This is a genomic window from Aquibacillus salsiterrae (genome assembly GCF_028416595.1).
GTDB lineage: Bacteria > Bacillota > Bacilli > Bacillales > Amphibacillaceae > Aquibacillus_A > Aquibacillus_A salsiterrae.
In genome coordinates this window covers 26,661-50,083 of record NZ_JAMQKC010000020.1, presented here as the reverse complement: position 1 = coordinate 50,083, position 23,423 = coordinate 26,661, and the positions used below count along the sequence as shown (strand labels likewise).

Here is a 23,423-nt window from a genome sequence, read left to right as displayed (position 1 = left end):
AGAAGCATATCGCTCTAATTTTTTAATAACTGAATTGTGGACAGATAAATGGTTTGCCATTAAACCGACGTCTACTGTTTTTAACATGAGATTCACTCCACTCCTTAACTTTTTTCACGTACATGTATTAAGATTTGTCTATTTAACCACTTCTATTCATTATAAATAAGTTGAGTACTCATCCCACCAGGCGTATGACCGTTATTTGATTGATGGAAGGTCTTTGTTCCATTAATTGGCCACTTACCAGGATTGTTAGCAATTAATTCGACATAACGATTGGAATCCAAACAAATTTAACTACGATGAAGTTTTTCAATTCAAGTTGAGGTAGGCTAAGCGGTGATTCACAATTAGACGAACAATACCTAAAATGCCCAGCAGCTAAATCCTTCCCAAGTACGGTAAGATGTCGTTTATCGAAAAATCATACAACAGTGGTTTTAATCATTTTATCTTGTTCAAAGATAAGTAAAAGTAACTAATTAATAGTTGGCTCATTTTTCTGCATAATAAAAGTAACAACATATAACTATTATGTATCCCTTTGACAATACTTTTTCTTTATTATTTAAATTATCCCTTTAGTAAAAAACAGGCTGTCGATAGTTTCGACAGCCTGAGATAGAAATAAGAGACTCTGTTTAACAAAATCACCTATGTCCTTATACCTTAATCTACTACAACATACTTTTCGTTCATTTGTTCTAAATAGTTTAGCTGGACCAGCTCGCGCAATTTACTTCTTGTCTTAAACAATGGAAGGCTCAATTTTTCTGAAACTTCCAAATCCGTTAATGGCTTTTCTTTTAACAGATCAATAATCATATTAATTTCGGTAGCTGTCAGTGACGTCTTTCCTTTACCACATGGCATAGAAAGATACCCCCCTATTACTCTTTAGTACTAGCCAATTCTTTCTTTGCAAAGTACCAGTCAACGACTTCTAGTTCTTTATCTGCAACTCTTTCTTCGGCAAGTTGTTGGGAAGCAGGTGGTGGAACAACCACTTTTTCTCCAGGAACCCATCCAGCAGGAGTAGATACCTTATGTACTTCCGTTGTTTGTAGGGCTTTTACCAAGCGTAGAATCTCATCCATATTACGGCCAGTTGTCAATGGATAATAAATGATTGCACGAATCACTTGCTTATCATCTATGACAAAAACTGCTCGATTCGTCTCAGTAGTACTCTCTCCTGGATGAATCATTCCGTATTTAATTGCTACGTCTTTGCTAAGATCTGCGATTACAGGGAATTCGATTTTCACATTTTGTTTTTCCTCGATATTACGAATCCAAGCGATATGTGCTGGTAAGCTATCCACACTCAAACCAAGTAATTCAGTATTTAATTCTCTTAACTGCGGATAAATGCCTTGGAAAGCAACAAATTCTGTTGTACAAACGGGCGTAAAGTCCGCTGGATGAGAAAATAAAATCAGCCAAGAACCTTTATAATCCTCTAATTTGATTGTACCTTGTGTTGTAGTTGCTTCAAACTGTGGCGCCGAGTCCCCTATTCTTGGTAAACTGTAAACTTTTTCACTACTATTTTCCATGTCCATTCCTCCATCAATATAAATTTTTTATCTTGCTAATTATATTTTAAAGAAAGTTTTTGAAGAAATAGTGAAGATTCCAAAAAAACTTATATTATTGACATAGATTAGTAGGATTATCATTTTTGTCCACGGTCTTTATAGGAATTACTTCAGACTAGACTAACCCGAATATTTGAATCATAGAAAAAATCTGTTTTCTAAAACATTTTTGTTATTGCACAGTTTATATATAATGCGCACTAATTTGTTAGGGTTGATTTGCGCTCCGGTCAGTCCCTTATCAGTGATTGGGTGCCGGCCTCATCGACACATTTTGTTAATCTAAATTCAAATCTGTCGATAATCAGGGTCACTATCGACACATTTTGTTAATTTGACCTCAAATCTGTCGATAATTGAGGGCCTCATCAACACATTTTGTTAATTTGACCTCAAATGTGTCGATAATTAGGGTCACTATCGACACATTTTATTAATCCGAATTCAAATGTGTCGATAACCAGGTCCACCATCGACACATTTTATTAATCTGAACTCAAATCTGTCGATAATTGGGTGCTTCATCGACAGATTTTATAAATTTGAACTCAAATCTGTCGATGATTTGGTGCCTCATCGACAGATTTTATTAATTTGAACTCAAATCTGTCGATAATCAGGTCAATCATCAACACTTTTACCAAATCCGAACTCAAAAGTGTCAATAGTGGCACCCATTAGCTCGATGAGGCTCATCAGCCACCCACGGAAAGCAAGTGTATTTCCGGAGCGGTTGATTAACACTGGATTTTTTGTCAAAGGTTAGTGCGCATTACCCATCTACTACGACGTTAAAAGCAATAAACTTTACAAAAGCAAGCTGATAAAAAAATAACCTAAACATCGCTAAATCATTTATTAATCTCGAGTTGACCTTCACTTATTCATTAAACCGAACTTCACCAGGGACAACAATCCGGTAAGGTATTTCCACCAATTCACCGCTCGCTAACGTTACACGAACAGTCATATTAATTGTTCCTGCCGCATGCAGTAAATTTCCGGTCAGTTTATATAAGCCTTCCTCGACTTCAAATGCGTCCACTTCGATTTGCCAATCTGGAGGCATATCCAATTGAACAGTCACGTCTTCAATTGGAACATCTTTTGCAAATTCGAGTGAAATTGTATTTAAGCCCATTTGTATTGGGGCAATGTCGACGATCAATCCCAAATCTTCTTGGTCGGTCGTTTCCGGATAGACACCTCGTTCGGCAGCACTTGGATTTGCAGCAACGAGACTTGCCGCGAAAAAGAGAATACAAATCCCGTAGATAACCTCTGTTCGAATTTTTCGAATAAATGTATTAGCAGCTGCAGCACTAATCCGAATGACTGCTTTACGTTGGAAATAGCCTAGTAAGAGCAGGAAGAGAAAAAAGACAACTTTCATCAATAACATTCTACCCCATTCACTTTCGATTAAAGTAACAAACGTGAAAGATGGCAGAAAGGCAATTGACATCCAAACTCCTGAAATAATAATCGATATAACACTGACAAGTGCCCATTTAGAGAAATTGGGCCCTACCTGTTTGATCCATTCTAGCCCATCTTGGTCCTTTGGTTTAGCTAGTAAAGCAACTAGACCACCCATCCATATCCCAACAGCCAGGATATGAACCGCACTCACTGCCATCGTCAAGTAACCACCATATCGTGGATAGGACGCATGTCCAATCACAAAGGGCCAGAGCAGCAATGCTAGACCGATAAAGAGAAGTCGTAGTTTCCGAACAAACAGACCGAGGGTAATTAGAATAATTTGAACGATTGGAATCCACACGAACTTAACTAGGATGAAGTTTTTTAAATCCAGTTGAGGTAGGTCTAAGCGATGATCCACAATGAGTAAAACAATACCTAAAATGCCCAACGTATAAAACCATGGAATGATTTTCCGCGTTGTCCAAGCTTTATGGATAAAGGAATGAAACCATGATAAACCAAATAACACAGTAAGGCCAATAAACGATAACCAGTAGGCAAGTTGTTTAAGTCCAAAAGAAAAACTAAATGTGTTCGTATCGATTTTTGTCTTATAGCCGCCAACTGGCTCCATGCTAGTAAACTGATCAACCGCAAAATAAAACACGCCTACTCTATCTGCTTGATTGGCTCCTTCAGCTTTACTGACTGGTGCAGCATACCATGTAATTTGGTACGTACCAGAATTAAGTGGTTCTGATATTGGGATAAAAAGGTGATTGGGATCACTTTCATCCACTTCAGCTGTGCCTGTTGCAACGGGCTGATAATTTTCGTTAAATATACCAAACGCGGTAATTTCAGCAGGTTGATTAAACCATAAATCTATTTTGTTTGGTGAACCTTGAAAGATTTCGCCATCTGATACATTAGACTTAACTAATTCCAGTTCTTCTGGCAACGATTCTTGTTTTTCTTGTTCTGCTACAGTAAACGTAAATTGTTCTTCAATCACAAAGCCGTCCTGCGCGATGACATTCATTTTCACCTTATAATCCCCAGCAGCGAGATCATTCCTTAGTACCGTTGTAAGGTGACGTTTATCGTCAGGGTCTACTTTAGTCTGTCCCGTTTGAATAATTTTCTTATTCGAATCAATAATTTGGATAGATTCCTTATGGATAGCTACAGGGTCTTGAAACCATATTTCGACTTTATCGGGTGGAGTTTCTAAAACTGCATTCCCTTCTGGATATGTTTCTTTTAACGAGGAGTGTGCACTTACAACTGAGCTAAACAGGAAGAAACTACATAACAGGACCAAGAAGAATAGAATATCTACCCTTCTTATATAAATGTACATCAGTAAATCAGTCCTCTCTTAAGTGATGCCGTTACCAGAGAAAAAATTGATTAATGGCAAGTACAATCAGGACGAGTCCGTAAAAATAGTAAATAATTTGTTTGTGTCTATTTCTAAAGAGAAATTTATCTAAATTAAATCCATAGGCAAGAATACTAAAAATCAAAATCGGTACAAATTCGGCAGTTGCATACAGAAACGGCATTATCCACCCAATTATAGGTTCTTTTGGAATCCAGGGAACAAATGCTTGGATTAACTGTATCACTTTTGGGTCGACAAATATCGCCAAGACAAGGCTAATATATGTAATAAGAGAGATTCGAATGTTACGATCTGATATGAAAAGAAGTAGCACACCGATAAGCAGGTAAACAGGACTCGCCCAGCCAATCACATAGTTAAAGATTAGTACAACTTCGTTTTCATATCTCATGCTTAAAAAAACAAGAAAATAAGTTACCACCAGTTTTGCAAGAAGAAAAACAGCCGGAATTGTCCACCATTTTCGATTTGCTGTCATTTCTTTTGAAGTGAACACGATGCCACTAAGGTGATAACTTAATTGACTTGGATATGTACTTGCGATTAACCCTAACAGAACTGATCCAGTAAAAGGTGCACCGAATGGGCCGTTATACGTTGAGTTAAACCATTTCCAAAGCGGAATAGTTATCCAATTAAATAGATCAGTAAGTGAATTGTACAAATCAGTATTCATCATCACACCCACCTATTTTAGTGGTGTTTCTTTGAATTTATTAACTGTTTCCACCATAAACTCTTTTGTCATTGGCCCAATATGGTGATAACGAATGACCCCTTGTTCATCTATGAAAAAAGTCTCTGGTTGCCCCGTTACGCCGTAAGGTTTCGCCATCGAATCATTTGGATCAAGTAAATAGGTCGATGTTGAACGAAACTCTTCGATGAATTCTTCGACATTGACTTTAGGTTCTGCTCGCGACAGAATTAACAATTTTGCTTGGTCACCGTACGCTTCTTCAAAAGCTTGTAATTCCGGAGCCTCTTCCCGGCAAGGGGGACACCAAGAGGCAAAGAAATTTAAGACAACAAATTCCCCACTATAATCAGACAAGCTGACCATGTTTTCATCCATATCTTCCAATGTGAAATCAGGTGCTTGGTCGCCTACTTCAGCAGCTTTGGAATTTTTCCCGAGGCTAATGGCAGCCCATCCAAATCCTAATAATATGACAATAAGCGTACTAATTCGAATGATTTTTCGCGTCATTGTTGAATCTCCTCCTTACTTTGGGTAAAAAGAGGGTTAGTCTTTTAGTTCCTTTGCTACTTTTTTCTGAAGGTTGTACAAACGCCCCATATACGTCAAGATACCTATCCACAATGCCATTACCGCAATTACTAAATATGTCACTACGTCTCATCCCTTCCGACTTGATTGTTTTAACTCATACATTTTCTCTTTTTGGCCTTCTAATACATACCGATAGCCAAGCATTGTCACAAATAAAAATAAAAATGCGATAACACTAAAAAATAGCGTTTGGGCCATCTCTGGTGGCATATGTGCGCCTTGTTCATCAATTACTTTCGGGTGAATTGTTCTCCACCATTTAACGGAAAAGTAGACTAAAGGTACATCAAGAAACCCGATAATACCAAATACGGCTGCAAATTTACGAAGACGGTCTTGACCTTTGACCGATGCTCGAATTAACAAGTATGCAATATAGATAAACCAAAGAATTAAGGAAGTGACTAATCTAGGGTCATCCCATACCCACCAGGCATTCCATACCGGCCTTGCCCACAGCGAGCCTGAAAAAAGAACAAACGTTGTAAATAGCACACCAATTTCAGCAGACGCTAGTGCAAGATGGTCCCACTTTTTATTTTTTGTCGTTAAATACATGATTCCTGCCCCAAATACAATCCCAAATGCGGCAAACGAAACGAATGCACTCGGCACGTGAAAATACATAATCCGTTGCACATGCCCCATATATTTTTCTGTTGGCGCATAAAAAAACGCCATATATAATTGGATAAATATGAGGATTCCGGTAATCGCTGTTAATGCTAGTTGTAGCGGACTCATTAATTTATGTAGCATGTTTTACACCTCCAATAATAAATCGAACAAAAATAACGGAATAATGGTAAATAAAATGTTATAAGCAATTAATAATAATAGCCAAATCGATTGTCCCAATCCAATCGAAGGAAATAAAGCCATTTCCGTCAATTGGATACACGCCAGAAACAGCGGTACTGCGAGTGGAAAAATCATGATTGGCACAAGTAACTCTGTAATACTACTAGATTGCGCCAAGGTAGAGAAAAAGACACCAATCGCAACAAATCCCCAGCTTCCTAACAACAACGTTACAATCAACAAACCAATCGAGTTAGGAAAAGGTTGTTTTAGAAATAAAAAGAAAGTAGGTGCTGAGGTTGCAATCACAATCAAAACGAATAAATTATTACCTATCAGTTTCCCTAAGTAAAGAGAACCTTTGTCGATTGGTGAAATGAGTATCCCTGCAAATGCATCATTTTCCTTTTCAACGCTACCGTATTTACTGAAACCAAGCATGGCTGCTAATATAATTGGTAACCACAAAACCCCTGGAGCTAGCTCTTGCATCGCTTCTGTTTTAGCATCAAAGCTAATTTGTAACAGTACTTGAAACAATAATGCAAAAATAACCATCGACAATAGTAGTGATTTATTTCTAAACTCCACCCGTAAATCACGTGTTAAGATCAACAACGTATGTCTAATAAACTGCATGGTTATTCTCCTTTAAGACGGAATGGTACTGTTCAACAAAGGATGGAAATGCTTCTTGTGTACACCTTGATTCAGCAGTGATCTCACCATTATCGATAAGTAACGCTCGCTCACATAGGTGCATGGCATCATCAAGATTATGACTTACTAAAATATAGCCTGTCTTTTGCTCCTTTAATTGCAAAAGCAAGTTCTGGACAATGTCTCTTGACGAAACATCTAGTCCGTCAAACGGTTCGTCTAGAAGTAAATAAGACGGGTAATGGGTTAATGCTCGCGCGATGGATAAGCGCTGCCTCATCCCTTTTGAAAACGTCCCAACCTTCTCTGTCGCAACATCCGCTAGTCTGACTGCTTGTAACAAACTATCTAGTCGTTTCCTATCTGAACCTCCGTATAACTTTTGATAAAATTCCAGGTTCTCAATCGCTGTTAATGCATCATATAAAAAGGAATCCGGAAAGACAACGCCGAGATTTTTTTGCCATTGTTTTATTGTGTTATCCGGATAAATTAACTTGCCCGAACTAGGCTTCCATAGCGTTGCCAATACTTTTAGTAAGGATGATTTACCTGCTCCATTTGCACCAATAAGTGCGATTGTTTCGCCACGTTTCCACTCCATGTTAATGTCATGCAGGACTTGCTTGTCATCTCTCGATAAACTTATCTGGTCTAAACGCATGTTGATACCTCTATTCCAATTCCATCTGAATTCGGACCAGCTGTTCGCGTATTTTTTCTCTCGTTTTCTCATATGTTGAATCAGTCAAAAGCTTTGACCTGTAGTCTTTTTCTAATTGTACGATTTCCTCAAGTAGCATCGCCTTCTCATCTACCAACCATGTTCGTTTAACCTTTCGGTGGTTTCCTGTTGTACGTAACAAATCTCTTTTCAATCCAACTAACGCAGCACTAAATGCAACGATAATAAGGATAATCGTAACAGATGCCTTACCATAGCCAAATCCTTCTCCACCAATAACTTTTAGCCCATCTTCTGTATATTTCGCATCTGGGTCAATAGTTGGTGTTGCTTGCTCCTGTTCCTGACTAGATGGTTTCAGTTTTTGGAACATGAGCGGCCATTTTTCACCGGGGTGTAAATTCAGGCGAGTAAACCTACGGAATTCTCTACCGTTCATTTCAAAAAGGTCTGACTGGGTAACAAGGTTACTTGCATTAAAGGAAAGTATACCAGGTTGGATGACAACTTGAATTTGGTCGGTCACATATGCTTGCTCGATCTCCCATCTCGATTCACCATCAAACATCGGCATTTTATATGTTACTACCAACTGTTTTGTCTCTCCACTAGGAAGACCAGTTGTCTCAATTAGTCCTTTATCTGTCATTGTTGTATTGTCTTTGGAAAGACCATCACCAAGACTTAAATCAGCATAATTTTCCGGAAGAAATATCGACAATTGCTCTTCTGTTTCATCGCCTGTATTTTCAATACTCATGCTTTGCACAATTTGCACTGTTGTTTCATCAACAGGGAAGACAACCATGGTTTGGTCAACAATTCGTACAGACTCGTTTCCTTCAGCTAGCATGTTAATTGGAAAAGCGAGGAGGAGTAATGCAAATAAAGGGATTACTCCAATTTTTTTACCCATTGCTCGTCCCCCCCTTATTCACTAGTAGTCCGTTTTTATTCAAATAAGATTCAATCTCATGATCAACCTTTTTCTCTATTTTTTCCTGTTTTGTATCTGATGGGCGTATAAACGGCTTAGCTTTAGCAGTTAATTCTGCTTTGGTTTGGACATAGTCTTGTTCTGATAACTTTCCCATTTCAAAATCATATTCTAAATCTGCTAAGTGACTAAAAATTTGCTCTTTCTCTTGTCCGTCCTCTACTTTATCTGCAGTCTCATCATGTTCGAACTGTTTTGAGAAAAAGGGAGAAAGAATGCTTACTAGAACAACTATTGCCAATACAATTACGATAACAGCTTCCATTAAGGCCTCTTCCTTTCCTACATCCAATTTTTCAACTCTTCGTCAAGTTTCGCTTGTTCTTCCTTGGTAAGCGAAGACTGGCCGCTCTGTGCTACCGCGGTTTCTTTATTTCCTTTTAGTAACCTAGAAACAAAGAAACCTACTAGAAGGGCGCCTAAAACAATGGCGACAGCAGGTGTTACCCACGGAATGAGGTTGAACCCTTCTGTTGTCGGTGAAGCAAGAATTCTCTCTCCATACTTTTGAACGAGGGCATCAATTACTTCCTGTTTTGTCATGCCCTGCTCTAGTAGGCCACGTATCTCAGCCCGCGTTTCATAGGCTGTTGATAACGTACAATAATCGGCCGTCATTGAATCGGTACAACCAGGAGGATGTAATTCCTTCGCCACATTTAATACATCTCTTCTAGAAACAGAGACTTGTTCGCTTGCAAGTGTTATCCTTGGAGCTATTAAAGTAGTCATAAAGACGAGTAAACCTACATATAATTGTCTATACTTATTAACCATTACGTACCGTCTCCATCTTTAATCTTGGAATTTCTCTCTTTCTTCTCATTCTTTCAGGCCATAAAGAAAGTAACGAACCGAAGATGACAAGATAACCACCAAACCAGACCCAATTAATTAAAGGAAATACTTTGACTTGGATAATAGCTCGTCCCGTTTTCTCTTCAAAGCCATTTAACACAACATAAAGGTCCTCGGATATTGAATTGATGACAGACACTTCCGTTGTTGTTTGACTCCCATTTGTATAGTTAACTTTTTCTGGGCGAATTGCACCAATTACTTTCCCATTCTTCTCAACAGTAAATTCAGCAAAAGTTATTTGTTTTGTTTCAGTGTTTGAAGCTCCTAATCCGTTATATTCTAACGCATAGTCGCCAACGTTTATTGAATCACCAACATTTAAGCCTTGTTGTTCATCAAGGGAAAAGACACTTGCACCAGTAAGGCCAATCACAACAAACACAACTCCTAAGTGGGCAACATAGCCACCATATCTCCGTCTATTTTTGACAAATAACATGAAGAATGACCGAATTGCAGGTTCTTTCGTTGCCTTCATTCGCGCTTGAACAGCCTTAGAGAATTCTAATACGATGGTTAAGAAAACAAATAGCGCACTACTCATCGATAATATCGCTAACCAGTGGTCAACACCTAGTGCAGCTAATAGTAAAAATGCAATAACAGCAACCATTGTTGGGAGAATTAAGTTTTTTCTTAATTCTTTGAAACTCGAACGCTTCCATGCCAACATTGGCCCGATACCCATCATTAATATAAGCGCTAAGTAAATCGGAACATTGACACGATTAAAATAAGGTGCACCGACCATCACCTTTGTACCTGTAACAGCTTCCGACAATACTGGATAAACCGTCCCTAAGAATACTGTAAAGGCAGAGACAACTAATAATAGATTATTAATTAAGAAACTACTTTCCCTAGAAACAGCAGATTCAAAGCCACCTTCTGCTTTTAACAACGACCACCGAGATGATATCAATGCTAGTGATCCTACGATAATCACACCAATAAAACCAAAGAAAAATGCGCCAATTGGTCCGTTCGCAAACGCATGGACAGACCAAAGTAAGCCACTACGCGTTAGGAAGGTTCCAAAGATGGTGAATAAAAACGTTAGGGCAACAAGGGAAATGTTCCACTTCTTCATCATCCCTTTTCGTTCTTGGATAATCGCTGAGTGCAAAAAGGCCGTACCAGTTAGCCAAGGTAGAAAGGAAGCATTTTCAACTGGATCCCATGTCCAGTATCCACCCCAGCCTAGCTCGACATATGCCCACTGCGAACCATACAAAATGCCCATGCTCAAGAATAACCAAGAAACAAGGGTCCAGCGCCTTGTCACTTTAAGCCATGTTGCATCCACTTTTTTCAACATGATAGCAGCCATGCCGTAAGCGAATGGGACAGCAAAGCCGATATACCCTAAATAGAGAGTAACAGGATGGACTGCCATTCCAGGATTTTGTAATAACGGATTTAAGCCATTTCCTTCATTCATATCTTTTGGATTTGGGGCAAATGGCAACTCAATAGTATTTAGGACAAGGACAAAGAATAGGGCAATACCTAGTAAAAAAGTAGATACCCAAGGTAAATATATCTCACTGTCCTTGTGTTTGGACCAGGTGACAAGTGTGGTATAAATACTTAATATCCATAACCACAGCAATAATGAACCAGCATTTCCTCCCCAAAAAGACGTTACTTTATAAAATAACGGCATATCTGTGCTTGAATATTGGGCAACATACTCATAATCAAAATTACCTGTCACTAATAAATAAATTAATGATGCAGATGCAACCGTTGTTAAGGCTACTAACACAAGAACTGATTGTTTAGCGCTTTGGATAAGCCGTCTATTTTTTGTTTTTATTCCTATTAGGTTTGCAACAATCCCATAAATCACAATCGCAAAGGCAAATAATAATGCATAACGCCCTAACTCACCCATTATTAATTCCCCCCTTCGCTAGTTTCCTCTGTTGCAGGATCATCTTTTGGTGGCTCTTCTCCGTCTTCTTCCATCGCTTCATATTTGGAAGGACATTTCACTAGCACTTCCGTAGCAATGAACGTACCATCTTGCGTAAGTTCCCCTTCAACAATTGCTTCCCAACCATCATTCATAGAATCTGGTTTAACACCAGTGTACTCAATCGGAACACGGAAGGTAGGATCATCTTTTCCTCGAATTTCAAAGGTTAAAAGAATTTCATCTGAGTCAAACTCAACCGAGTCACCCACAATTTCCCCACTAATTTTGACTGGTTTTCCCATTGCCTGCTGCTCATTCCCCTTTAGTTCATCGACAGTCATATAGAAAGTCGCAGCACTAGAAATACTCGTGTAAACCAATGTACCAACAACTCCAAAGAAAAGAACAAATGCAACGATTACTTTAACTTTTTTACTCATGTTAATCCCAACCTCTATAGAAAAATCTTTATTCTAATCATTTTATCCTTAAAAAGTATAATCAACAAGTGTGTATATTTTGTGAAGAAACATATTTTATTAAAAGAAAAGCGAAAGCGCCTGGTTAGCCCTGACAGGCATAAGACAAACCCTGACGTGGCGGTCTTTGCCACAGAAGGGGTTGACTTATGACCCGAAGGGCTAGGCGCTGTAGCTAGACAATAAGAAAAGCGAAAGCGCCTGGTTAGCCCTGACAAGCTTAAGTAAACTATCTATACGCATAATAGTAGCGTTTTTTCTCCCTTAACAACTGTGTTTCACTGATGTTTGATTCTTGTTCAGCACATTATCTTCTATCCAAATAATCAAGAAACGACCAAGTGTAACAATTGCTAAACTGATAAACACTGCATTATGGACATTTAGATGGATCATAATTTGTGCTATAACAGCCGTACTAACACCAAATACCAGTTGACTCTTGATTGATTTTGGTGAAGTTTTAGGGTCTGTTATCATATTGAACATAAAAACAAACAATCCCCCCCACATAAAGGCACTAAAGTTAGCATTCCATTGTTCTGGCCAAATTAGATGTCTACTATACTGTATAGCAATAAAACTTAGAAAAAAAGAAAACACTAGTGTCTGTCGATGGACCTTAAATACTAAGTACAGACCACCAATCGACATTAAAGCTAGAATCCAAAGAAAATACCCCCATTGCAGTGGAGCAGTGGCAGTTGATGGTATTAACAACGTAACTGCGACAATTCCACTATTAGAAGGATTGAAGATATGATTTCCTCGGTAACGGACGAAATGCTTTAACCCTATTGCAACGAGGGCAGCAATAATAAAGGGAATGACCGTATCCCCTCTCAAAGCTAATGCTATACCAAGACCAGTAATAACAGCGCTATAAGGCGGCCAAACAAGCGTTCCTTTCTTCCAGTAAACTAACAGTAATTCGAGGATTGTACATAATAGTAACGTTAAACCAATTTGAATCCAAGTAACAGAAAAATCTAATAGAAACACACCCGCAAGTGTATATATCCCAAGAAGTATTATTTGCATAACTCGCGGATCACGTATTATTCCCATAACTTTTGTAACTCCTTGTCCACACTCTTGATCGGCACATTCATTTGTCTTGGGGATATTTCATACCACTGAACCTTCCCCTCTTTGTCAATAATGAACATCGCATGAGTATCAACCGGACCCATATCCATCCCACCTGGTACATCCGTTACTCCATACGGTTTTCCTATTTTTTGATTTTGATCGTATAAAATAGGAACTTCAATGTTATTATCTTGGGCAGTTTGCTTTGAGAAGGAAACTGGGTCTGTAGTAACAGCTAAAATGACTGTATCCTTTTCGGCATATTCAGCTTTTTTATTATTCAGCTCAACTAGCTGATCGACACAAGCCCGTCAGCCATTACCTTCATAAAAATAAAGGACAACGTTTTTACCTTTATAATCAGATAATGCTATATCTCCTTGTGTTGATTCAACTGTGAATTCAGGGGCCGGTTCGCCTATTTCCACGTCTAAAGAGTTGATATTAGCTGTTTGTTTATTTTGAAGGTATGTTAACAATCCTACAGCAAGCACTAGAACAAGAACCCATGATACCCAAATGACCTTGGAACTTCCTTTTCGCTTCTGACCAGAGGGTTTCTTATTATGTTTCATTCTAATTATCTCTCCTAAACTAGTTTCCTAAACCAAGCTATTCGCTTAAGTTTAGCATATTCTTAATCAATAACATTTTTTGGTAGTGGGTCTATTTTATTAACTGTCCCCTTTTCAAATCCCGCCCATTTAAAGAAGAGAATTCCGATAACTATCGCATAGGCTACTTCTTGGACAATTTTCATAATGACTCCACCTAATTGTTGGTCATAAAGTGGTGTTAACCAAGAATATAATAAGGGTGCATCGTTAATAGATGGGTAAAGCACATCCCCTGCGAAAATGATTAACGCACAGGCAGGTGTGATTAGCATGCCATTTGCGAACATATAACCAATTTTTTTCAAATAGGACATTTCATTAAAATAGTCTTCTGGCGCCAACACATGAACCCACATCAAAAATGCAGCAGAATTAATTACGATATGGAGTAGCTCAAGTTGCAGCTCATGAGCTAAGAAATATTCATATATTTGTGGGATGTGATAAAACGACCAAAGAGCATTAAACAACAATAAATTGACGAGTGGATTTTTTAAAATCCTGATAAACGGACGGTCTAATATCGCTTTGTCCAAAATGGTATAAAACTCTTTCGGCATCCCTAACAATATAAGTGCCGGCATGACAATATACATCACCGATTGTTGCATCATATGGGCACTTAAGATTAGATTATTAGCCAAAATGGCAAGTGGCCCAGCTAGAGAAAAATAGGTAACAAGTAACCCTAAAAGAAAGGAAATCACCTTTAGACTCCGAAAGCCTTCCGACGTTTTACGGACAAACATGAGATAGCCACAAAATACTATAACAAGGAGGATGAGTAACAGCGGGTTCCAAATCTCTACCCATGTATAATGTTGGAACAAATCACCACTACCATCCCCTCTTACATCTGATTTGTGTGCAAATGATTTTGAAGGGTAGACAATAGCTATTGCAATAAAAGTTGTAAGCGCACCGAGTATTCGTCTCATTTTAAATTTCTCCTATCATTCCTGATTCACGCATTGTATGGTAAGAAACAAACCTTTATAGTAAGATTTAATTTCGGTCGTTGCTAGATTTGCTTCCTTTATTAATTGTAACGTATCGCGGTTTAAATGACAGCCATCACATAATTTTTTCCACATAGGCGTAAGAATATCTTGTGTTTTCCCGAGGAAACTATTGTCCATTTTTACGTGTTCAAACAATAATATTTTCGCCCCTGGTTTACTAACCCGCTTTATTTCCTGCAACGCTTGTACAGGGTTTGGAATCGTACAGAATACGAGTGTTGCTACGACGGTGTCAAACGAATCGTTAGCAAACGGGAGTGTTTCGGCATTCGCTTGATACGTTTCAACAGGAACTTGAGCATTCTTTTTTCTGCCAATTGACTTCGATTGCATCAAGGGATTCGGTTCAATTGCATCGACACGAATAACGTCTTTGTAAAACGGGAAGTTTATTCCTGTACCTGATCCAATTTCAAGGACTCTTCCTTCTGCTTCGCTAATCAACTGCTGTCTAATCCCTTTAAACTTAGCTCGTTCTAACGGTCTCATAAAAAAATCATAGACAACTGGAAATAATTGTCCCACTTCATTCACCCCTTAAGAAGAAAACAACGCCTTCTTCCTTAAAATAATTTATTTAGGCCCAGCTAGTACTATTAGGCATCCAATCACTTTCCTTTTTTTACGACAAAAAAGAAATAAGTAAGACCAAACAACACAATCGGAATTCCAAGCCATAAGCAAAGCTTTATGAAGGTTGCAAGATAGGTATTTATTGATTTAGCACCCCACATCGCGGAGGCAGAAAAAGTTAAACATATAATCCCCGTAGTGATTAGCGTTAGTGCAACGAACCATTCGTTCTTTTTCATTCTGCACCCCTTTCTACCGGGAAGCTTAACAAAAATGTTGTTCCTTGGCCAACTCGGCTTTCAACGGCAATAGTACCATTATGCAATTCAACTAAATTTTTGACAATAGCTAATCCTAATCCAGTTCCACCAAGTTGCCTTGAGCGTGACTTCTCGACACGATGAAATCTTTCAAAAATATATGGAATTTCCTCCTCAGGAATGCCCATCCCTGTATCTTCTATGTGAACATGAACATGTTGTTTGTTCAAAAAAGCACGAGCAGTAATTTTCCCTTGCTCCGTATATCTGACTGCATTGCTTAATAAATTTGTAAAAATTTGTTCCATCCGGATTGGATCTCCTTTGATCCTTGGTAGGACATTATTGCTTATCACTTCCAGTTCAATCCCTTTTTTTACAGTTTCCACCTTTAATTTAACTATAGCAGATTCTAAAATTCCCCCTATATCGATAAAGCTTAACGATAGATCAATTTTCCCTTCCTCCATTTTAGCTAAATCAAATAAGTCGTTAATTAAATGTACTAACCTATCCGACTCTTGATCGATGATTTCCAAGTACAAGTTTTTTTCCTTTTCTGACTGGTATAGTCCCTGTTTTAATACTTTTGCATAACCTTGCAAATAAGATATGGGAGTGCGTAGTTCATGAGAGATATTAGCGAAGAACTCTCTCCGATTAGAACGGTACCTATTTGTCTCCATGGCAAGGTCATTGATAGCCTTAGCTAAAGTACCAATTTCGTCATTAGAACGAATCGATACCCGGACATCTAATTTTCCTTTCGCAATCTTCCGCGTTGCTTGTTCCATTTCGAGTAGCGGGTCTGACATTTTCTTCGCTAAGACAAACGTAAATCCTAGCGCCAAGAAGAGGGCACCAACTGCCGATAAAATTAATAAGTCTCTAATCTTACGGACAGGCTCTTCAATATCATGAATATCTGCCATGACAAAAAATACACCACTTATCTTGTTCCCCTGATAAATAGGATTACCTGAAGCAAGATAGTTTTTGTTTGTTACTGGGTCTTCTACCCGTTTGGAAATGGATTGCCCATTGGACAGTTGCTCTACTTCCTTTTCTGATAAATGCGGAAGTCCAACACCAGAATTTGCGACCATTTCGCCTTGTTGGTTGATGATGATAATCTCTTTGTTCGTTAAATCAGCGAGATTTACAAACATTTTAATAAACGTACGATCATCTAACGAGGTCATATTACGTGCGTATTTGGCTGATAACTGACTAATCTCTTGCTGCACTTGATTGTAATAGAAGTTGGTGAAAATTTGATTGGCTACAAACCCTAGCGGAAGAAGAACAACTAAGAACAAGGCCATAATAGTTCCACCGAGCTTTAAAACAATTTTATTCATGTGGACCTTTGTCCTCTGGGTCATATAGTCGATAACCTACTCCCCAAACCGTCTTTATTGGATTATAGTGCAGTCCTTTAGCCCTCAGTTTTTCACGCAAATTTTTCACATGGGTATCAATCGCTCGTGCGTCACGATATTCTGATGCATTCCAAACACGATCTAACAAAATGTCTCTAGTAAATACTTGTTTCGGGCTACCTGCTAGACAGAAAAGGATATCAAATTCTTTTGGTGTTAAGTCTACTTGTTTATCATTCACATACACTTCTCGACTATTGCTATAAATTACTAAGTCAGTAAGTTGGATTGTTTCCGTACCTAATCCTTGTGCAGGAGGATTTGTCCGCCGCAAAAGCGCCTTAACACGGGCAATAAATTCTTCTGGTGCAAATGGCTTCGTCAAATAATCATCTGCGCCAATTTCAAACCCGTACACTTTATCCTTCATATCATCCCGTGCAGTTAGCATTAGAATCGGCATTTGTTTTGTTTGACGGATGGTCGTACATACTTCCCACCCGTCGATGTCAGGAAGCATAATGTCTAGCACAACTAAATCATAATTATTTTCCTTTACTAATTGAATCGCATCGACGCCATTACTTGCCTCTTGTGTTTCAAACCTATTGGACAGATAAATTTTCAACAAATTACGCATGTTCCATTCATCATCAACAATCAGAATTTTTACAGGCATCTGTACCCCTCACTTTCCTTAGAAAGTATGTCAGGCACCGATTCTCATTAGTTATGATGAGCACGATGCCTGTTTTAACTTAACACTATTCTAGTGCAACACCTTTATCGGCACTTTGTTCCCACGTTTTTCCACCATCGTAGGAATGATAAATATCCTTCTCCGCTGTCACAAAAGTTAATTCATCTTTGTTTACAGGGTTTTGTTGAATATATAGAATCACGTCTTCAGCTAAGTCCGGAACAACTAACTGGTTCGTTTCGTTGCTTGCGATGTTAAGCTGTACGAGGTCTCCCCCTGCAGTTGCCACTAGTAGATTTCCTTGAAAATCAAAGGAAACAGCTGTTACAGGCCCTTGTATTGCTAAAGCTTGAAAGTCATCACCATAATTATCAGAAAGATAGACACCTTGTTTCGTTCCTAGTGCTACTTTACCAGATTCTGTTGGGTGTGCTGCTAGTGCTGTTGCTTGTCCTTCTAATCCTACTAACTTTGCTTGATTCCATGTCTTCGTTTCGTCCGATGAATAGAAGAAGCCTGGTTGGTCCATTCTAGAATTTTCCGATGGATTAAACACATAAATATCTTCTGTTTCATAGCCAACCGTCATCCCGTGAAAATCGATTTCCTTATAAAGGTCAAGTACTTCCATATTCTCACCCATATCGGTACTTCTAATTATCCCAAGTGGGTTAGCAAGGTCTGAACCAGGCCCAGGATGCCCACTACTGTAGAAGCCATCCTTAAACATAGAAAAACCCATATAGTCGTTCGCTTCACTCGTTGTTGATGGCGCCCATTTACCATCTTTGTATACCTTTAATCCGTCATGTGCCGGTACGTAAATCTCCTCGCCATCATTCGAATACCCTAATCCGTGGACATCAGGAAAATTAACCTTTCCTGTCTGTGCTTGGTCGTTGCTACCAGTACCATTGGTTAAAACTAAGAATACAATTGTTGCAGCTACAGCAGCGATAGCAACCCACAAATAAATAGTCGCTCTCCCTAATAGCACTTTGCGCAACTCTCGATCTTCTTTATTCTTCACACCAATGCTAGATGCCTTTCTCTTTGTCCACACATATAAACCAACACATACAATCAAGATGAGGACAGAAGCAACTAAACCGTACGACCAATAATTGGTTGCTACTTCTTGTGCATGCTCACCTTCACTTCCATCAGCAAAAGCTCGTAACGGTACGATAAATAGTAATATGACTAAAAAAGGTAAATTTTTCATTTGATTGTTCGTATCTCCTATTTTTTATTTTTTTAAAATCCAGTAAAACCACCAAATAGATTACTTGAGAGAAAGGAAATGATTTTGGTCATCCAATCAAAATATAGAAAGATGCCCATCACAATCATCGCCCATCCACCTATTTGCATCATCCGACCACTATGTTTTTTTAACCAACTCATTTTCCCGATGAAAAATGACATCACAAAAAACGGGATCGCAAAGCCCAATACATAAGCAACCATATAGAGGACTGCCTGGTCAGGATTAGTTACGCCTAACGCAATAATCGCTGCTAATATTGGCCCTGTACAAGGCGTCCATCCTGCTGCAAAGGCAAAGCCGATCAAGGTTGAACCAACATACCCTGATGGTCGGTCTTTAAAGGTGTATCTTTTCCCCGTCATTAAGAAGGAAGGCTTGAACACCCCTAGAATAACGAGTCCTAAACCAACAAGCAAGATAGCACCTATTTGTCTAACTAAATCGCCATAATAAATGAATAGTTTTCCTAATAAAGATGTAGAAAAACCTAACGCGATAAAGATAATGGAAAAGCCTATGAAGAAGAAGATCGTATGGAGAAACGCTCTCCTTTTTAAAAGCCCTTCCCCCTTTTCCACCTCGTCCACCGACATCCCTGTAATATACGATAAAAAGGCAGGGTAAAGCGGCAAGCAACAAGGTGAAATAAAGGAAAGGAATCCTGCTGCAAATGCTAATAATATCGATACATCGCCCATAATTGCCCCCAAACAAACATAATCCTATTTAGTTTAACCTTGGACACCATAGTAAAGCAACAACGATACGATGATAAGCGTTAGAACGATAATGGTAGTTTTAACAATATCTTGTTTGCTAACGGGCTGCGTTTTCGTAATGGAACCTGCCTTCTTCCGGTAATTCATTAAAATGATAGCGAAAGCAATACCTATTATACTCATGACATGACTGACACTAAAGGGGCCAATGACCATTGGGTTTATTCGAGCAAATTCAACGATTCCACGGATTGCAAGAAAGCCGATTAAATAATGGATGAAAACTTGACCATGATATTTCTTGCTCTTTAGGCGCAACCATAAGTAACCAAATAATGCGTAATCTAAGATAAACTCATACGCCTGGGCGGGATGGAGGTATTCGCCACCTTTTTCCATCCCCCATGGAAGAGCACTTGAAATTGGTCCACCAAACACATCACAACCAATTCTACTGATTCCTTGTGCCAAAATTAAGGATGGAGCAACAACATCTAGCGTTTCAAAGATTGGTAGTTTATGTTTTTTCATAAACAAATAGCCAACGAGCAATCCTCCCAATATTCCACCATGGATCGATAAGCCGCCATTTTGAATAAAAAATACTTCGACGGGGTTGGCTAGATAGTAGGAGGGGTTGTATACAAAGATAAAAACTAGACGCGCGCCCAAAATCCCACCAATCAGCGCATACATTACTCCGTCCGTTAACAACTTATGGTCCATATTTCTTCGTTTTGCTTCATTAATTAATAGGATTAATCCTGTAATGGCACCTATCGCTATCATTAAGCCAAAAAAATAAAGCGAGAATGGCCCAATACTTATTAATGGTTTCATTCATTATTCCCCATTTCATCACCAAAATTAGTCATCTTATAGAAGTTGCTTGAAAAGCTTAGCAAAAAAAGACTAGCCGTCAGAAAGTCGCCCAATCTTTGAAGATTGTTAGCCACGATTAACCAATTATAAATAATATTTGTGTAGATTTGTTGAAGAACATGAAATTTTTCTCTTCAACGATTGTAGCTAACATCTACAAACCACAAAAAAGCTCTATCCTATTCGGATTAGAGCTTTAAAGTTAAGGTAACAGTCATCAAATTACTTTAATTCATCCATACCCATCTTTGACATTTGTTCCATCTTTTTTTCCATCTGCTTCATCATTAGCTCGATTTTTTCCATTTTTTTCATTTGTTCCTGTGACACTTTGCCAGTTTGTTTCAATTCTTTAAAAAGGCTAGTCATATCATCCTTCATTTCTTTGTGTTTCTGCATCATCGATTTCATTTCGTCTTGCATCATTTCCATTTTGTCACAACCATTTGATTCGTTTGTTTCCTCCGCATTAACCGTGTTTGGTGACTGTGCAAAACTAGATGTTACCGTGGTCACTGAGATAGCCGATGCGAAAAAAAGGATGCTAATCAGTTTAAACACACTAGATTTCATTCGTATAACCTCCATCATATTCTAAATTTACAACAATAGTTTAACTATTATTTTTAAATGTATGTATCAATTCTTATCGAATAACGAAACAAATCATGGGGAAGATAACAATTAAATAAACGAAAAGTGGTGATATGTTAAATGGATTTTGGACTATGGCTCTCAATTGTTCCATCGGTTTTGGCTATTATTTTAGCAACTTGGACAAAACAGGTCGTTCCTTCGCTTTTGATTGGTTTATGGGCAGGAAGCTTTATATTAACAGGCTCATTTCTCGGTTCTATCTCACAAACCGTTGACTATATTGTAGGTGTTTTATCTGATGCAGGTAACTTAGATGTTCTTCTCTTTTTATACGTGTTTAGCGGACTAGTAGCCTTGATACAATTGTCTGGTGGAGTACAAGCCTTTGCAAAGGTAATGGATAATTATATAAATAATGCCAAAAAGACGCTTATTGCCTCATGGCTCCTGCTTCCTTTAACCTTCATCGACTGCGGCTTTCGCGTGGTAGCAACAGGTTCCATTATGAAGCCATTAGCAGACCGTTTTTCGGTTTCGAGAGAGCGTTTAGCCTATATGCTAAACAATTCCGCCAGTCCTGTTATCGTCTTAATCCCAGTTGCAACCACATATATCGGTTATATTATTGGTGTACTAAGAAAAGGAATGGGTGCGGCAGGATTAGAAGGTTCCGCCATGCAAATATTTTTATCAAGTTTACCGTTTCAATTTTTCAGCTTCACCTCTGTTGCGATTGCTTTGTTTTCGGTAATTATAGGTTGGAATTTCGGTAGCATGAAAAAATTAATTAAATCAGCTCAAGGATCAAAACAAGAACTGCATGTATCTCGTCCTGCACATGCGATGGAAATGTCTGAAGAACTTGGCAATACCGATAAGGCAGATACGGCAAAGGATCAAATGGGAGTGACATCAAAAGGAAAGATGGAAAATATGGATATGGATATGGGCATCGGAGAACCCATTTTAAAACCAAGGCTATTTAATCTTTTGGTGCCTATCTTAGTCTTAATTCCTCTTAGTTTTTTCCTAATGTGGTGGAATGGACGAAAAGAAGCTAATGGGCAAAGTATTGTAGAAATATTTTCGGCTGCTGATCCATCTCGTTCCATGTTTTTGGCACTATTTATTACAGTAATGGTCACCTCTGCATTATATCTCTTTCAAGGAATTAAATTAAAGGAAATGACTGATCAGTTTATTAAAGGCGGAAACAAGTTAATGGTAACAATTGTTATTTTAGCAGTTGCTTGGCCAATTTCAGACGTTTCTCAGGATTTAGGATTAATTGACCTAATTCGCACCACATTAGGTGGAGCATTATCCTCCGCTTTAGTCCCTGTACTTATCTTTATTGTAACAGGGGCCGTCACTTACTTTATAGGTTCGTCGTGGGGCGCATGGGCACTAATGATGCCGATCGCCATACCACTCGCTGTCACAACAGGCGGCAGCGTTCCTCTCGCTGTAGCAGCTGTTTTATCAGGAGGAACGTTTGGTGATGTTACGTCGCCTGTTTCTGGTATGACGGCAATGTCTGCTGGTGCTGCACAAGCAGACCATATGAGCTATGTCCGTGCAATGACACCGTACAATTTATTAGCAGCATCCATTGCGGCAGGACTATTTTTAATTGTTCCTTTTGTTATTACTTAAATTGGTAAAGGGTGTGTAATGTAGATGGATGAACTTTTATATATAGTTGCCTTTGTGGTTGCAATAATCGGAGCATTTTCTTTCTTAAATTACGGAAAGAAAAAGCAAGTTAAATTTGCTCGGATCAAAAATGAACAAAATTCAACTAGAAAAAAGGATTAACCAAAAAGGCATTGACTTAAGTCAATGCCTTAAACTTTCTCTTCTATTTTCTTAACTCCGTAACCACTTTCCTTTATCGCATCTGTAAGTTCATCTATGTTAGTCTTCTCAGGATTAAAAATTACATATGCCTGATCCTTCGGCGGTGCTTCTACTTTAAATTCAATCACACCGTCCACAGCCTTTAATGCCTCCTCAACTAGGGGCTTACAGCTGTTAGCTCAGTGCATACCAATCCCTTTCATGAAGACACCCTTCATGTTTGTGGGTACATCGGGATATATGTCTTTTTTTTCCTTTTTGTTTCCTGTTAATTTATCAAACAAACCCAACATTAACATCTCCTTTCCCAT

General features: G+C 38.6%; 29 protein-coding genes. 2 read left to right on the top strand and 27 right to left on the bottom strand.

Annotated features, from left to right (window positions below; translation table 11 throughout):
- Positions 1 to 152 precede the first annotated feature (152 nt).
- The 26 genes from NC799_RS14850 to NC799_RS14725 form a co-directional block, all read right to left on the bottom strand.
- The gene (locus tag NC799_RS14850; RefSeq protein ID WP_272447226.1) at positions 153 to 290 is read right to left on the bottom strand and encodes a cupredoxin domain-containing protein; all 138 of its coding nucleotides are present in this window, start codon (positions 288 to 290) and stop codon (positions 153 to 155) included.
- Between the two features lie 382 nt (positions 291 to 672).
- The gene (locus NC799_RS14845) at positions 673 to 876 is read right to left on the bottom strand and encodes a hypothetical protein (protein WP_272447225.1); all 204 of its coding nucleotides are present in this window, start codon (positions 874 to 876) and stop codon (positions 673 to 675) included.
- A gap of 17 nt (positions 877 to 893) precedes the next feature.
- Entirely contained in the window at positions 894 to 1,562 is a 669-nt protein-coding gene (locus NC799_RS14840; protein WP_272447224.1) for a peroxiredoxin, read from the bottom strand.
- Positions 1,563 to 2,484: 922 nt separating this feature from the next.
- Positions 2,485 to 4,395, bottom strand: a complete 1,911-nt coding sequence (locus tag NC799_RS14835; protein WP_272447223.1) for a copper resistance protein CopC — start codon at positions 4,393 to 4,395, stop codon at positions 2,485 to 2,487.
- A 31-nt stretch (positions 4,396 to 4,426) separates the two neighbouring features.
- Complete coding sequence (locus tag NC799_RS14830; RefSeq protein ID WP_272447222.1) at positions 4,427 to 5,116, bottom strand: hypothetical protein; 690 nt, start codon at positions 5,114 to 5,116, stop codon at positions 4,427 to 4,429.
- Positions 5,117 to 5,128: 12 nt separating this feature from the next.
- On the bottom strand, positions 5,129 to 5,650 hold the full coding sequence (locus tag NC799_RS14825) for a TlpA family protein disulfide reductase (RefSeq protein WP_272447221.1): 522 nt from the start codon (positions 5,648 to 5,650) through the stop codon (positions 5,129 to 5,131).
- 36 nt (positions 5,651 to 5,686) lie between these two features.
- On the bottom strand, positions 5,687 to 5,794 hold the full coding sequence (locus NC799_RS14820; RefSeq protein ID WP_272447220.1) for a CcmD family protein: 108 nt from the start codon (positions 5,792 to 5,794) through the stop codon (positions 5,687 to 5,689).
- A 6-nt stretch (positions 5,795 to 5,800) separates the two neighbouring features.
- Positions 5,801 to 6,493, bottom strand: a complete 693-nt coding sequence (locus NC799_RS14815; RefSeq protein ID WP_272447219.1) for a cytochrome c biogenesis protein — start codon at positions 6,491 to 6,493, stop codon at positions 5,801 to 5,803.
- A gap of 3 nt (positions 6,494 to 6,496) precedes the next feature.
- Positions 6,497 to 7,174: a heme exporter protein CcmB gene (locus NC799_RS14810; protein WP_272447218.1), complete on the bottom strand. Its 678-nt coding sequence runs from the start codon at positions 7,172 to 7,174 to the stop codon at positions 6,497 to 6,499.
- The gene (locus NC799_RS14805) at positions 7,161 to 7,859 is read right to left on the bottom strand and encodes an ABC transporter ATP-binding protein (protein ID WP_272447217.1); all 699 of its coding nucleotides are present in this window, start codon (positions 7,857 to 7,859) and stop codon (positions 7,161 to 7,163) included. The genes NC799_RS14810 and NC799_RS14805 overlap by 14 nt, the downstream gene beginning before the upstream one ends.
- A 10-nt stretch (positions 7,860 to 7,869) precedes the next feature.
- Positions 7,870 to 8,796: a hypothetical protein gene (locus NC799_RS14800; protein ID WP_272447216.1), complete on the bottom strand. Its 927-nt coding sequence runs from the start codon at positions 8,794 to 8,796 to the stop codon at positions 7,870 to 7,872.
- The gene (locus NC799_RS14795) at positions 8,789 to 9,169 is read right to left on the bottom strand and encodes a hypothetical protein (RefSeq protein WP_272447215.1); all 381 of its coding nucleotides are present in this window, start codon (positions 9,167 to 9,169) and stop codon (positions 8,789 to 8,791) included. Before NC799_RS14795 ends, NC799_RS14800 begins: the two co-directional genes overlap by 8 nt.
- Entirely contained in the window at positions 9,160 to 9,654 is a 495-nt protein-coding gene (locus tag NC799_RS14790; RefSeq protein ID WP_272447214.1) for a cytochrome c-type biogenesis protein, read from the bottom strand. The genes NC799_RS14795 and NC799_RS14790 overlap by 10 nt, the downstream gene beginning before the upstream one ends.
- Positions 9,647 to 11,635: a heme lyase CcmF/NrfE family subunit gene (locus NC799_RS14785; RefSeq protein ID WP_272447213.1), complete on the bottom strand. Its 1,989-nt coding sequence runs from the start codon at positions 11,633 to 11,635 to the stop codon at positions 9,647 to 9,649. Before NC799_RS14785 ends, NC799_RS14790 begins: the two co-directional genes overlap by 8 nt.
- 2 nt (positions 11,636 to 11,637) lie before the next feature.
- Positions 11,638 to 12,099, bottom strand: coding sequence for a cytochrome c maturation protein CcmE (locus NC799_RS14780; RefSeq protein ID WP_272447212.1), 462 nt, complete (start codon positions 12,097 to 12,099; stop codon positions 11,638 to 11,640).
- A gap of 303 nt (positions 12,100 to 12,402) precedes the next feature.
- Positions 12,403 to 13,206 carry an RnfABCDGE type electron transport complex subunit D gene (locus NC799_RS14775; protein WP_272447211.1) on the bottom strand — a complete coding sequence of 268 codons (804 nt, stop codon included), beginning with the start codon at positions 13,204 to 13,206 and terminating at the stop codon, positions 12,403 to 12,405.
- Complete coding sequence (locus NC799_RS14770; RefSeq protein WP_272447210.1) at positions 13,197 to 13,805, bottom strand: peroxiredoxin family protein; 609 nt, start codon at positions 13,803 to 13,805, stop codon at positions 13,197 to 13,199. The genes NC799_RS14775 and NC799_RS14770 overlap by 10 nt, the downstream gene beginning before the upstream one ends.
- A 62-nt stretch (positions 13,806 to 13,867) precedes the next feature.
- Positions 13,868 to 14,785 carry a cytochrome c oxidase assembly protein gene (locus NC799_RS14765; RefSeq protein WP_272447209.1) on the bottom strand — a complete coding sequence of 306 codons (918 nt, stop codon included), beginning with the start codon at positions 14,783 to 14,785 and terminating at the stop codon, positions 13,868 to 13,870.
- 15 nt (positions 14,786 to 14,800) lie between these two features.
- Complete coding sequence (locus NC799_RS14760; protein WP_272447208.1) at positions 14,801 to 15,394, bottom strand: class I SAM-dependent methyltransferase; 594 nt, start codon at positions 15,392 to 15,394, stop codon at positions 14,801 to 14,803.
- An 83-nt stretch (positions 15,395 to 15,477) separates the two neighbouring features.
- The gene (locus tag NC799_RS14755) at positions 15,478 to 15,681 is read right to left on the bottom strand and encodes a hypothetical protein (protein ID WP_272447207.1); all 204 of its coding nucleotides are present in this window, start codon (positions 15,679 to 15,681) and stop codon (positions 15,478 to 15,480) included.
- A complete protein-coding gene (locus NC799_RS14750) occupies positions 15,678 to 17,063 on the bottom strand; it encodes a sensor histidine kinase (protein ID WP_272447206.1) in 1,386 nt (461 codons plus the stop codon). Before NC799_RS14750 ends, NC799_RS14755 begins: the two co-directional genes overlap by 4 nt.
- Positions 17,056 to 17,763 carry a response regulator transcription factor gene (locus NC799_RS14745; protein ID WP_272447205.1) on the bottom strand — a complete coding sequence of 236 codons (708 nt, stop codon included), beginning with the start codon at positions 17,761 to 17,763 and terminating at the stop codon, positions 17,056 to 17,058. The genes NC799_RS14750 and NC799_RS14745 overlap by 8 nt, the downstream gene beginning before the upstream one ends.
- A gap of 85 nt (positions 17,764 to 17,848) precedes the next feature.
- Positions 17,849 to 19,009, bottom strand: coding sequence for a F510_1955 family glycosylhydrolase (locus tag NC799_RS14740; protein WP_272447204.1), 1,161 nt, complete (start codon positions 19,007 to 19,009; stop codon positions 17,849 to 17,851).
- A 32-nt stretch (positions 19,010 to 19,041) separates the two neighbouring features.
- Positions 19,042 to 19,752, bottom strand: coding sequence for a cytochrome c biogenesis protein CcdA (locus tag NC799_RS14735; protein WP_272447227.1), 711 nt, complete (start codon positions 19,750 to 19,752; stop codon positions 19,042 to 19,044).
- 33 nt (positions 19,753 to 19,785) lie between these two features.
- Positions 19,786 to 20,613, bottom strand: coding sequence for a prolipoprotein diacylglyceryl transferase (gene lgt / locus NC799_RS14730; RefSeq protein ID WP_272447203.1), 828 nt, complete (start codon positions 20,611 to 20,613; stop codon positions 19,786 to 19,788).
- 264 nt (positions 20,614 to 20,877) lie between these two features.
- On the bottom strand, positions 20,878 to 21,228 hold the full coding sequence (locus NC799_RS14725) for an EMC3/TMCO1 family protein (RefSeq protein WP_272447202.1): 351 nt from the start codon (positions 21,226 to 21,228) through the stop codon (positions 20,878 to 20,880).
- 141 nt (positions 21,229 to 21,369) lie between these two features.
- On the opposite strand from NC799_RS14725, the gene NC799_RS14720 reads away from it, so the two are divergent.
- Together NC799_RS14720 and NC799_RS14715 are read left to right on the top strand one after the other, a co-directional pair.
- Positions 21,370 to 22,908 (top strand): Na+/H+ antiporter NhaC family protein, encoded by a 1,539-nt coding sequence (locus NC799_RS14720; RefSeq protein WP_272447201.1) that lies wholly within the window; start codon positions 21,370 to 21,372, stop codon positions 22,906 to 22,908.
- A 24-nt stretch (positions 22,909 to 22,932) separates the two neighbouring features.
- Positions 22,933 to 23,070, top strand: coding sequence for a hypothetical protein (locus tag NC799_RS14715; protein ID WP_272447200.1), 138 nt, complete (start codon positions 22,933 to 22,935; stop codon positions 23,068 to 23,070).
- Between the two features lie 29 nt (positions 23,071 to 23,099).
- Here the strand turns inward: NC799_RS14715 and NC799_RS14710 are convergent, their stop codons facing one another.
- Positions 23,100 to 23,249, bottom strand: coding sequence for a hypothetical protein (locus tag NC799_RS14710; RefSeq protein ID WP_272447199.1), 150 nt, complete (start codon positions 23,247 to 23,249; stop codon positions 23,100 to 23,102).
- Positions 23,250 to 23,423: the final 174 nt, after the last annotated feature.